An 11,407-nucleotide genomic window follows, 5' to 3' on the forward strand; every position below is an offset into this window, starting at 1 on the left:
CCTCGAATTCTTCTACTTTCACAATTGCCCCTATGAGCGGCTGTGGAAGGACAATCGCCGGCGGCACACGGAGACGATTGCGACCATGGACGTGATCCACACATTCGGGTCGGACTACAAGGCGGTGTTCGTCGGCGACGCCTCGATGAGCCCCTACGAAATCGCCATGCCCGGCGGCTCGGTCGAACACTGGAACCCCGAGCCGGGCTTCGTCTGGCTGCAACGCTTTACGGCCCAATGGCCGAAGACGGTCTGGCTGAACCCGATCAAGCGCGACCATTGGGACTGGACGCAGTCGATCCAGATGATCCGCGAGGCAACCGGCGACCGCATGTTCGAGATGACCCTGAAGGGCATCGAGGAAGCGACGCGCGAACTGGCGCGCTGAGGCGTGGAAATTCGGCGCGGACAGCTGGTGGAAAAAGCTTGGGCCCCCCATATCTCGTCGAACGACAACTTGACGGGACCTTACATGGCCAATCGCCTTCGCTTCGGCGCAGTATTCGCCAGCCTCTTTCTCGCTTTCTCCTTCGTCGCGGTCGACTACGCCGACGCGCGGCGCGGCGGCAGCTTCGGCAGCCGGGGCTTCCGGACTTTCCAGTCGGCGCCGCCGACGACGACCGCGCCGAAATCCTTCGCCCCGGTCCAGCGCTCGATGACGCCCGGCCAGGCCGCCCAGCCGGGCGCCGGCGTTGCCCGGAATGGGCTGGCCGCTTCCCGTCCGGGCCTCTTCGGCGGCATGGGCGGCGGACTTCTCGGCGGTCTGATGCTCGGCGGCCTGTTCGGCATGCTGATGGGAAGCGGCTTCGGCGGCATGGGCGGCATCTTCGCCCTGCTCGTCCAGGTGCTTCTGATCGGCCTGGGCGTGACGTTGCTGATGCGGCTGTTCCGTGGCCGTACCGCCGCCTCCGCTGTCGGCAATCCCGGCGGTACGGAGCGGCGCGCCTATGAGGAAACGCCGCGGGCTGCTGGGCAGGGAAGCTTCCGCATCCCGTCGATCGGTGCGGGCGCGGCGCTCGGCGCCGGTGCTGCCGGAGCCGCGCCGAGCTCCCCCGGCGCCTCGGACGAGATCGGCATCACCGATGCGGATCTCGATACCTTCGAGCAGAAACTACAGGAAGTCCAGGCGGCATTCTCGCGCGAGGACTACGCCGCGCTTCGCCGGATCACCACACCCGAGGTGATGTCCTATCTCGCCGAGGAACTGTCCGACAACGCCACGTCGGGCCGCAAGAACGACGTAACGGCAGTCGAATTGCTGCAGGGCGCCCTCGCCGAGGCGTGGCGCGAGGACGCGCGGGACTACGCCTCTGTCGCGATGCGCTTTGCATCGATCGATGTCATGCACGACCGCCAGACCGGTGCGGTCGTCGAGGGCGACCCCGATCATCCGACCGAGACGACGGAACTGTGGACCTTCGTGCGTGAGAGTGGCGGCGAATGGAAACTGTCAGCGATTCAGGCAGACTGACCGAGCGGCGGCCGGTTCAAAAGCCGGCCGCTCTCGCCGCGGCCACGAATCCCGTGCCGATGGCAACGACCGCGATCAGCGGCAGCCGCAATGACAGGATCAGACAGACCAGTATAGCAATCCGTTCCGGCCAGCCGCCGGTCACCAGTATCGGCGTCACGATCGTCGTCAGCACCGCCGCCGGAACGGCGTTCAACGCCGCCTCCAGCCGGGGTGGCAGCGATCCGATGCGGGCCAGCAGCAGGTGTCCGCCGGCCCGCGTCAGGTAGGTGAGCGCACCCGCGAGGATGATGATCAGCCAGATGTCAGGCATCGACGCCCTCGCCCGTCGGCCGCGCCGCCGGTCTGGCGACAGCGGCGAGAAAGACGCCGGCGACGCCACCGATGGTGACGTGCCAGGGTGGACCGATGGTCAGATAGACCAGGATCGAGGTCGCCGCGCTTGCCAGTGCCACGGGATAGAACTGGCTGCGGGCCCGAAATGTCATCAGCAGCGTCAGGAAATAGACCGGCAGGATGAAGTCCAGTCCGTATGCGAGAGGATCTTCGATCAGCGCGCCGAACAACGCGCCGACGAGAGTTGCGGCGAGCCAGCCGAAATAAAGCACCAGGCCATAGGCGAAATAGAACGTCTTGGTCAGTTTCTGGCCGCTCGCCCGCGCCTCGGCGGCACCGAACATCGGGTCGACCAGAAGGAAGAACGCGGCCGCCTTCTGCGGCGCCGAAAACCGCGTCAGATGCCGGCCCACGGACGCCGAATAAAGGACGTGCCGGAAGTTGAGCGCCACGACCGCCAGCAGTACGGACCAGACCGGCGCGCCGATTCCGATCAGCTGCAGAGCGGCGAGTTGCGAGGCGCCGGCATAGACGGTGGCCGAGAACCCCAGCGTCTGCCACAACGTCAGACCGGCGCCGATGGCGATGGCGCCATAGACCATACCGAAGGGCAGCGCGGCAAAGAGGATGGGCAGGAGTTGGCGGAGCGCGGCGCGGATCTCCGATCGGGCGGATTCGGTCACAAGGTTTGCTCGGACAAGGGGGCGGAAAACGGGCGTGGAAAGACCACTTAATCAGGCTTGCTTATGCTTCCTCAAGGCGAAAGGCGCAAGCGCCGCGGATGTCGACGGCGCGTTCGCTAACGCCCCTCGCCGAGCACCTGGCGGGGAAACTCCGCCAGCGCGATGGTCCAGCGCTCGAAGGCCGCATCGAGCTGGCCGCGTGTAATGCCGCCGACCGTGGACAGGTTCAGTTCCACCACCGGCAGATTGTCCGCCGTCAGATAGGCCTTGTTGAACGGCTGCATGCGGTTGAATTCGTTGATGGCGCTGATGGCGACGTCCTGGACGTCCCAGATCGCGTAGAAGTTCATGATGGCACAGCCGGTGTGGTCGTCCGCGCAGTTCAGAAAGAACAGCTGATAGGCGACGCCGCTGATCTCGCCGACAATGACAGGATCGCCATTCTCGATCGTGGTCAGCTCGGCCTCGCCGTAGCCCCGCGCGAGGTCGAGCATGGCGGCGAGATCGTCGGCCGCGATGATCTCGGGCATATCCGACTTTGCCGGGTCAATGCGCTCGCCCGTGGCGACCGGTGCCTTCGCGGAGGGGATGTCATCGTCGACCGACACGGCGATCGCGGCTGGCGACAGGGCCGCGCCAACCAGTAAAATCGCGGTGGAGAGGCCGGTGCGCATGCGGCGCGGCAGGCGGAAAAACATGAACCATCCTTGTCTGGAGCGCGTCCAATCTCGGCATTCGCCGCGCGCTCCGCAAGATGGGTCGACGCATTGGCGCAAATTTCTTCCCTGGAACTGACACCACCCCACCGCGATATTCGCGCGTCAGTCGCGCTCGCCGCTCCGGGTACCATCCCTTCCTCCGCGCCCGATCCGCTCGAACCAGGCATCCTCGTCGATCACCTCGACGCCGAACTCGGCGGCCTTCTTCAGCTTCGAGCCGGCGCCGGGTCCGGCGACGACGAGATCGGTCCTCTTCGATACCGACCCGGCGACCTTGGCGCCCAGCGCCTCGGCCATCGCCTTCGCCTCGTCGCGGGTCATCTGCTCGAGCGAACCCGTGAAGACGATGGTCTGGCCGGAGACGGGCGAAGACGCGGCTGGCTTTTCGGCCGGCTCGATCGCCAACTGCTCCACCAGATCCTCGATGAGACGCAGATTGTGCTCCTCGGAGAAAAACCCCGCGACCGCGGTCAGCACCGCCCCGCCGATGTCTTCCAGCGCGTCCATCTCGGCGGCCGCTTCCTCGTCGCCCGCCGCCACCTTGAGCGCCGCGTCATGAAACGCCTCGAAGGTGCCGTAGGCACGCGCCAGCGTCTTGGCCGTCGCCTCGCCGACGTGGCGGATACCGAGCGAGAAGATCAGCCGGTCAAGCGGGATCGTCCGACGCGCCTCGATCGCCGCGAACAGATTGCTGGCCGAAACCTCGCCGAACCCTTCCTTGTCCTTCAACTTCTTCAGGCCGGCGGCATTCGTCGCCGCCATCTTGAAGATGTCGGCCGGGGTGCGAACGCGAAAATCCGGATCGTCGTAGAAGAAATCGATCTGTTTGTCGCCGAGCCCGTCAATGTCGAAGGCTTTGCGTGAGACGAACAGCTTCAGATGCTCGCGACGCTGGAACGGACAGGCGAACTCGCCGGTGCAGCGCCGCACGACGCTCTGGGCGCCCGAGGCGGTCACCTCGCGCACAACCGGCGTCTTCAATTCGCACGGGCAGACGGACGGAAATTCGAAAGGCTCGGTGCCGGCGGGGCGCTTGTCCGCAACGATTCCCAGCACCTGCGGGATCACGTCGCCGGCCCGCTGAATCATCACTGTGTCGCCGACGCGGACGTCCAGCCGCTCGATTTCCTCGGCGTTGTGCAGCGTGGCGTTGGAGACGACGACGCCGCCAACGGTGACCGGATCGAGCTTGGCTACCGGGGTCAGCGCGCCGGTCCGCCCGACCTGGATCTCGATCGCCCGCAACACCGTCGTCGCCTGCTCGGCGGGAAACTTGTGGGCGATGGCCCAGCGCGGCGAACGCGATACGAAGCCGAGCCGCTTCTGCAAGGCCAGATCATCGACCTTGTAGACGACGCCGTCGATGTCGTAGCCGAGGCCGGCGCGCTTCTCCTCGATCCGGTGATAATGCTCGATCAGCTCCTCGATCGTCTCGAAGCGCCGCATCAGATCCAAGACGGGAAAACCGAAGCGCCCGATTGCGGCGACGACCTCCATCTGCGTCCTTCCGGGCCCCTCGCTCGCCTCGCCCCAGGCATAGGCGAAGAACCTCAGTGCCCGGGAACGCGTGATCCCGGCGTCGAGCTGGCGCAGCGAGCCGGCGGCGGCGTTGCGCGGGTTGGCATAGACCGGCTTGCCCTCCCCGGCCTGACGGGCGTTGAGTGCGGCAAAGGCCGCGTGGCTCATATAGACCTCGCCGCGCACCTCGAAGACGGCCGGCGCATCGCCCTTCAACCGGTTCGGAATGTCGTCGATGGTCCGGGCGTTGCGGGTGACGTCCTCGCCGGTGGTGCCGTCACCCCGCGTCGCGGCCGCAACCAGTTCGCCCTTCTCATAGCGCAGCGACAGCGACAGGCCGTCGATCTTCGGCTCGGCGGTGATCGCCAGCGGCGCATCCTCGGCGAGCTTCAGGAAGCGGCGGACGCGCCTGGCGAAATCAGCAACGTCCTCGTCCGAAAAGGCGTTGTCGAGCGACAACATCGGCACTGCGTGGCGAATCTTCTCGAACTTTTCCGACACCTCCGACCCGACCCGCCGCGATGGCGACTCCGATCGGATCAGCTCGGGGAACCTGGCCTCGATCGCGTCGTTGCGGCGGCGCAGAGCATCATACGCGGCGTCGGAGACGGCCGGCGCGTCCTCGCGGTAATAGCGGCGATCGTGTTCGGCGATCTCGCGGGCCAGACGTTCGAGCTCGCTCGCCGCCTCCTGTTCGCCCAGATCCTCGACCGGCTTGTCGTTCATGGCGTCCGCGGTTCCCTGCCCGTTGCGTACGCGCCTCTCATAACCATTCGGGCTGCGGCAGGTCGAGCGCCAAGAGCTGCTCGGCGATCATCCGTCGCACAAAGGGCAACCGCGTCGCCAGCGGCATTACATAGCGCAACACGCTCAGCAGCCGTTGCGGCGGCGCGGCGATCACATCGGTCATCCGCCTTGTATCCTTCAGCACCCGCCGCACCGAAGGCAGCCGGCGCATCTCGTATTCGCTCTGGCGCCCCTCGCTGGCCAGGAAGGCGAGCCAAGCGGCATCCCAGATGCCGAGATTCATGCCGCGCCCGCCGACCGGGGAATGGACATGGGCGGCATCGCCGGCGAGAAACACCCGGCCCTTGGCCAAGCGCTCGGCATGGCGAAAGCTGACCGAAAAGCGTGATTCCCAGGTAATGGCAGCAATGCCCTCGATTCCGGCCAGCAGCGCTGCGGTGGACGGCGCGATGCCGACATAGCGGCCCTTCGTCTCGCCGAGAGGCAACAGCGCGACCGCGCCTCCGGCGCCGCCGTTCGCCGTCCTGAGATTGGCCCTTGCGGTCGCCGCGTCGATCCGACTTTCGAAGACCACGTCGGCCAGCGCGAACTCCGCCGGATAGCCCTCGCCGTTCCACGGAATGCCGATATCCTCGCGAACCGCCGAATGGACGCCGTCGGCGCCCAGCACCAGATCCGCCCCAACGGTCTCGCCGTTGGACAGGCGGACCCGCGGCGCGTGGGTATCGGCCAGCGAGACGAAGGCCGTGTTCCATTCGACGGCGATATCGCGGGCGGCGAGCCACTCGATCATCAATCGCTCGGTGCGCCCCTGCGGCAGAGTCAGGATGAAGTTGTGGCGCGTGCGCGCCGGCTTGGTCGAAATCCCGAACAGACGCTTTCCATCCAAGGAGATCTCGGCATTCTCGATGCGGCTGCCCTCGGCCAGCAGGCGTTCCGTGATCCCCGACGCGGCGAGGATGTCGAGCGTCGTCGGCAGGATTCCGAGCGCCCGCGACTGGGCTTCGTCCGTCGACCCTCCACCGGCGTCGACGATGCGAGGGTGAAAACCGCGCCGACGGAACTCGACGGCCGCCGCGAGCCCGACCGGGCCGGCGCCGACGATGAGAACCCGTTCGGGCCTCGTCATCTTCAAGCGCCCGCGCCGATCAGCCGTTCGGCGGCGGCACGGGCTTCGTCGGTCACGGTCTCGCCGGCGAGCATACGGGCGATTTCCTCGCGCCTTCCCGCCTCGCCGATCGGCGCGACACGGGTGGCGACCCGGTCCTCGCCGGCATCGGCCGCGGCCTTCGAAATCAGAAGATGCGTCGCCGCGCGGGCCGCGACCTGCGGCGCGTGGGTGACGGCGAGCACCTGGACGGTTCCGGCGAGCCGCGCCAGGCGCCGGCCGATGGCGTCGGCGACGGCGCCGCCGACGCCGGTGTCGATCTCGTCGAAGACCAGAGTCGGCGCCGATCCCCGGTCGGCGAGCGCGACCTTGAGGGCCAGCAAGAAGCGCGACAGCTCGCCGCCGGACGCAACCTTCATCATGGCGCCCGCACGAGTACCGGGATTTGTGCGAACGTAGAACTCGACCGTATCGATGCCGGCGGCCGAGGGCCGGTCCGGATCGCTCGCCATCTCGACCAGAAACGCGGCGCGGTCCAGCTTGAGGTCGGGAAGCTCGGCCATCACGGCGGCTTCGAGCAACCGCGCGGCGGTCTGGCGTCGTTCGGACAGCGCGGCGGCAACGCGGTCGAACAGCGTCCGCTTCTCGGCTACTTCCGCTTCGAGCCGGGACAGACGCTCCTCGCCGGCATCCAGATCGGCCAGGTCGCCGATCATCTTGGCCGTCAGGTCAGGCAGCGCGTCGACGGGAACCGAGTATTTGCGACCCGCCGCCCGAAGCGCGAACAGCCGCTCCTCGGTCTGCTCCAGCGCGCGCGGGTCGAATTCGAGCGAGCGCAGCGCTTCCTGGAGCGCCATCTGGGCGTCCGACAGCGCATCCAGGGCGACGTCGAGTCGTTCGATGGCCGGATCGAGCAGGCCCGGCAGTTGGTCGCGCTTGCGGTCGAGACGCTTGAGAAGACCGGCCAGCGGCGGAATCGGCGATGCCGTACCCGCCAGTTCCTCATGGGCGTCGTTGACGTCCGTGACGATCTTTTCCGAACGCATCATGATCTGGCGGCGCTCGGCCAACTCGTCTTCCTCGCCGGCGATCGGGGCGAGATCGGACAGTTCCTCGACGGCGGCGCGGATATAATCGGCCTCCCGCGCCGCGGCCTCGACCCTGGCGCGATGCGCGCGCAACTCCTCAACGGCGCTTCGCCAGGCCGCGTGCGCGCCGGCCACCTCGGCAGCCTCCCGCTCGAGACCGCCATATTGATCAAGCAGCGTGCGATGGGCCTCGGGGTCGACCAGCGCCCGGTCGTCGTGCTGGCCGTGGATTTCGACGAGGGCCTGCCCGACCGCGCGCATCAGCGCGACGCTGGCGGGCCGATCGTTGATGAAGCCACGGGTGCGACCGTCGGCGCTCTGGACGCGGCGCAGGATGACATCGCCGTCGTCGTCGAAGCCGTTCTCTTCCAGAAGCGCACGAACGCCGAGGCCAGCCGCCAGATCGAAGACGGCGGTCCCCTCGCCCTGCTTGGCGCCGTGACGAACCAGGCCACCATCGCCTCGCCCGCCGAGGGCGAGCGACAACGCGTCGAGAAGGATCGACTTGCCGGCGCCGGTCTCACCCGTAAGCGCGGAGAGGCCTTCGCCGAGGGCAAGGTCGAGCCGTTCGATGAGAACGATGTCGCGGATCGAAAGGTGAACCAGCATGACCGGATCGTCGGTAATGAAGCGGCGCCCCAATGGCAACCGCGTTACCGAGATAGCGCATCGGGCGAGCGAGAGGATGGCAGCGCGAACGAAAAGGGCGACCGGTTCTGCAACCGGCCGCCCGACAAGCTTGACGCGGTCGATCCACCGACCGCCCGGACCGGCCCGATCAGCCGCCGGCGATCTTCCGGCCGATGGTGCCGAACCAGGAGGTCGCGCCGCCTTCGCGCGGCGCGAGGCCCTTGCTTTGCAGGAGCTGGTAGGAGTCCCGATACCAGGGCGAATCCGGATAGTTCTGGCCGAGCACCGAGGCCGCGGCCTGCGCCTCGCCGGTCAGACCCATGGCGTAATAGGCCTCCGTCAGACGCGCGAGCGCTTCCTCGACCTGCCGCGATTCGGGGTAGACGTCGACGACATTCTTGAAGCGGTTGATCGCCGCGACGTATTCGCGGCGTTCCAGGTAATAGCGTCCGACCTGCATTTCCTTGCCGGCCAGCTGATCGCGGGCGATCCGCACCTTGTTGCGCGCATCCTCGGCGTATTCGGAGTCGGGATATTTCTCCATCACCTCGCGCATGGCCGCGGCGGCGCGGGCGGCTTCCTTCTGATCGCGGGTGACGTCCGGGATCTGCTTATAATAGGCCAGGCCGATGATGTATTGCGCGTAGGCCGCTTCCTCGCTGCCGGGATAGAGCGCCAGATAGCGCTTGGACGAATTGATCGCCCCGTCGTAGTCGCCACTGCGGTAACTGGCGAAGGCGTTCATGACCAGCGCCTTGCGGGCCCATTCAGAATAGGGATGCTGACGGTCGATGGCCTCGAATTTCTTCGCCGCCTCACTCAGGCGACCACCCTCGAGATTGGCCAGGCCCTGATTGTAGAGGACGTCCGGTGGCTCCGTCTGTGCGGCCAGCGCCAAAGCTTCGACATCGCTGGTGCCGGAGGAGGCGCAACCGCCGAGGCCGAGAGCCGCGAGCCCGATCGCCAGACCGAGTCCGAGCCCCGTCCGCGAGCGGCGCGTGATCTCAATGCTGTGCGGATTGCTCATTCGTGCCGATCCCCTGCCGTTCGAAGGCCTGTTTACGCCGTGCCCTCGACGCCAGCAACGTTGAAAGCCGAACCAACCCGCCTTTTTTGTGACGCGGGCACCCGGGCGAACCGCCCCCTGACGCTGTCTTAGAGGATCTGCGGACCGTAGGCGGGCGCCGCCACCGCGACGAGTGGCGCATGGCGAACCGGGTCGACGAGGCGTGACGGCATCTCGACGATCTCATAGGCGCGATGGTCCGCGAGCAGAGCCTGCAGAGCCAGCGCGTTCAGCTTGTGGCCGCCGCGATAGGAGCGGTAGCAGCCGAGTACGCGCGCGCCAGCGAGCGCCTGGTCACCAACCGCGTCCAGTGCCTTGTGACGGACGAACTCATCCGCGTAGCGCAGGCCGTCGGGATTGATGATCCGGCCATCGTCGCCGATGACAACGGAATTGTCGAGCGAGGAACCGAGAGCATAGCCTGCCGCCCAGAGACGCTCCACATCCTTCATGAAGCCGAAGGTGCGCGCCCGGGACAGATCCTTGGCGAAGCGGTCCGCCGTCAGATCGGCGCAATAGGTCTGGCGTCCGATGACGGGGCTGTCGAAATCGATCTCGATCTCGAACCGCGTGCTGTTGTGCGGGCGATATTCGGCCCGCGCGCCGTCCATCTCGACGGTCACGGGCTTCAATACGCGCAGGAAGCGCCGCCTGGCCGCCTGGCTGATGATGCCTGATTCGCAAATCGCCGCAATGAAACCGGCGGCGCATCCGTCCATGATCGGGGTTTCGTGCGCATCGATCTGCACGACGACGTTGTCGACACCCATGGCATAGAGCGCCGCCATCAAATGCTCGATCGTGGCGACATGAGCGCCGCGCGGATCGCCGACGACGGTGGAAAGATCCATCAGCGCGGCATTCGCCGAAACCGCCTTGATCTCATGCAGCAGGTCGGATTTGTCGAACAGATGGAAGACGATGCCGGTGTGAGCCTCGGCCGGAAGCAGACTGAGCTGAACAGGAAGACCGCTGTGGACGCCTACGCCGTCAAAATCGATCCGCGAACCAAGCGTCTGCTGAAACATCAACACAATTGGCAACCTTTCCCGCCAACCATCAAACGAAGATCACTTCGCACTTACTGGAGGTTGGCACCCTCATCGGGAGACTTCCCTTCAGCCCTTGCCGACCCACCTCCCCAAGGAGGGCCGCGCCGCCGAGATGTCCAAACACGCTGCAACACCTAGAACGGAGCCGTTCATCAGCCAAATCACGGATTCTTACCCGTTGTTACTGGATGATGGTCTAAACACGGTGCAATTTCTTTGTTTTTCAATGACTTACAAATATCGAGGTCCGCCGAAATGTCGGCGGACCTTGTGTCAAACTGGTAACAGTGGACGATCAGTTGGCCTGGCGGCGCAAAAACGCAGGGATTTCAAGCTGATCGTCATCGCTGACCGAGTGTGCCTGAGACACCGGCCTGGCGCCTGATTCGGCGGCCACGCGGCGAGGCGCATAGGGATTCGGCTCGACAGCCGCGCGGCGTGGTGACTGCGGCATGTTCTGACGGATCTCGGCGGTCGGGTGCTCTTCCTCGTCGCGCCGCGACAAGCCCGTCGTCAACCGACGCAACAGCCCCATCGGCCCGCGATCCTCACCGTGGTGCTCGGCGGATCGGCTCTCGATCTCGGCGCGTACGACCGGCGGAAAATCCTCGACCCGCGGCATACGAGGCGCCGGCGGTTCCGCGGCGAGAGACGACGGATTGACCTGGGCGATCTCGGCCTCGAGCGCGTCGGTGAAATCGTCCTCGATCTCTTCGTCGAATTCATCCACCGCGACCGCGGCCGGCAGGACCGGCGTCGGCTCCGCCACCGCGACGCGGGACATCGCCGATTCAGCCTGCGGCACGGCCCGAGGGGCCGGCGCCGCGACAACGGGCTCGGCGTGGCGTTCCGCGACGTGTCCGGCCAGCGCCATCTCGATCTTGTCGATACCGGTCGCAACCACCGACACGCGGATGATCCCCTCGAGACTCTCGTCGAATGTCGCGCCGAGGATGATGTTGGCGTCCTGGTCGACCTCTTCGCGGATG

General features: G+C 66.4%; 9 protein-coding genes and 2 pseudogenes. 2 read left to right on the top strand and 9 right to left on the bottom strand.

Features of this window, described 5'->3' with window-relative positions; genetic code table 11:
- Both MJ956_RS09600 and MJ956_RS09605 read left to right on the top strand, forming a co-directional pair.
- Positions 1-388: pseudogene (locus tag MJ956_RS09600) on the top strand (VWA domain-containing protein); the annotation flags it as partial.
- 84 nt (positions 389-472) lie between these two features.
- A complete protein-coding gene (locus MJ956_RS09605) occupies positions 473-1,471 on the top strand; it encodes a Tim44 domain-containing protein (RefSeq protein ID WP_253964254.1) in 999 nt (332 codons plus the stop codon).
- Positions 1,472-1,487: 16 nt separating this feature from the next.
- On the opposite strand, the gene MJ956_RS09610 is transcribed toward MJ956_RS09605, so the two are convergent.
- From MJ956_RS09610 to MJ956_RS09650, 9 genes and pseudogenes are all read right to left on the bottom strand, one after another.
- The gene (locus MJ956_RS09610; RefSeq protein WP_253964255.1) at positions 1,488-1,784 is read right to left on the bottom strand and encodes an AzlD family protein; all 297 of its coding nucleotides are present in this window, start codon (positions 1,782-1,784) and stop codon (positions 1,488-1,490) included.
- Positions 1,777-2,490 carry an AzlC family ABC transporter permease gene (locus MJ956_RS09615; RefSeq protein ID WP_253964256.1) on the bottom strand — a complete coding sequence of 238 codons (714 nt, stop codon included), beginning with the start codon at positions 2,488-2,490 and terminating at the stop codon, positions 1,777-1,779. Before MJ956_RS09615 ends, MJ956_RS09610 begins: the two co-directional genes overlap by 8 nt.
- Positions 2,491-2,606: 116 nt before the next feature.
- Entirely contained in the window at positions 2,607-3,188 is a 582-nt protein-coding gene (locus MJ956_RS09620; protein ID WP_253964257.1) for a YbjN domain-containing protein, read from the bottom strand.
- A gap of 123 nt (positions 3,189-3,311) precedes the next feature.
- The gene (gene ligA / locus MJ956_RS09625) at positions 3,312-5,453 is read right to left on the bottom strand and encodes an NAD-dependent DNA ligase LigA (protein ID WP_253964258.1); all 2,142 of its coding nucleotides are present in this window, start codon (positions 5,451-5,453) and stop codon (positions 3,312-3,314) included.
- 37 nt (positions 5,454-5,490) lie between these two features.
- Positions 5,491-6,603, bottom strand: a complete 1,113-nt coding sequence (locus MJ956_RS09630) for an FAD-dependent oxidoreductase (protein ID WP_253964259.1) — start codon at positions 6,601-6,603, stop codon at positions 5,491-5,493.
- 2 nt (positions 6,604-6,605) lie between these two features.
- Complete coding sequence (recN, locus tag MJ956_RS09635; protein ID WP_253964260.1) at positions 6,606-8,279, bottom strand: DNA repair protein RecN; 1,674 nt, start codon at positions 8,277-8,279, stop codon at positions 6,606-6,608.
- A gap of 169 nt (positions 8,280-8,448) precedes the next feature.
- A complete protein-coding gene (locus MJ956_RS09640) occupies positions 8,449-9,327 on the bottom strand; it encodes an outer membrane protein assembly factor BamD (RefSeq protein ID WP_253964261.1) in 879 nt (292 codons plus the stop codon).
- A gap of 128 nt (positions 9,328-9,455) precedes the next feature.
- Positions 9,456-10,394 carry a UDP-3-O-acyl-N-acetylglucosamine deacetylase gene (lpxC, locus tag MJ956_RS09645; RefSeq protein WP_253964262.1) on the bottom strand — a complete coding sequence of 313 codons (939 nt, stop codon included), beginning with the start codon at positions 10,392-10,394 and terminating at the stop codon, positions 9,456-9,458.
- 319 nt (positions 10,395-10,713) lie between these two features.
- Positions 10,714-11,407: pseudogene (locus tag MJ956_RS09650) on the bottom strand (cell division protein FtsZ); the annotation flags it as partial.

It is taken from the genome of Aurantimonas marianensis, from assembly GCF_024195285.1.
GTDB classification, from domain to species: Bacteria; Pseudomonadota; Alphaproteobacteria; order Rhizobiales; family Rhizobiaceae; genus Aurantimonas; species Aurantimonas marianensis.

What these genes read in the sequence shown, in the direction of transcription:
- MJ956_RS09605 (WP_253964254.1), top strand. Translation starts at nt 473, where the DNA reads ATGGCCAATCGCCTTCGCTTCGGCGCAGTATTCGCCAGCCTCTTTCTC.
- MJ956_RS09610 (WP_253964255.1), bottom strand. Translation starts at nt 1,784, where the DNA reads ATGCCTGACATCTGGCTGATCATCATCCTCGCGGGTGCGCTCACCTAC.
- MJ956_RS09620 (WP_253964257.1), bottom strand. Translation starts at nt 3,188, where the DNA reads ATGTTTTTCCGCCTGCCGCGCCGCATGCGCACCGGCCTCTCCACCGCG.
- ligA (WP_253964258.1), bottom strand. Translation starts at nt 5,453, where the DNA reads ATGAACGACAAGCCGGTCGAGGATCTGGGCGAACAGGAGGCGGCGAGC.
- MJ956_RS09630 (WP_253964259.1), bottom strand. Translation starts at nt 6,603, where the DNA reads ATGACGAGGCCCGAACGGGTTCTCATCGTCGGCGCCGGCCCGGTCGGG.
- recN (WP_253964260.1), bottom strand. Translation starts at nt 8,279, where the DNA reads ATGCTGGTTCACCTTTCGATCCGCGACATCGTTCTCATCGAACGGCTC.
- MJ956_RS09640 (WP_253964261.1), bottom strand. Translation starts at nt 9,327, where the DNA reads ATGAGCAATCCGCACAGCATTGAGATCACGCGCCGCTCGCGGACGGGG.
- lpxC (WP_253964262.1), bottom strand. Translation starts at nt 10,394, where the DNA reads ATGTTTCAGCAGACGCTTGGTTCGCGGATCGATTTTGACGGCGTAGGC.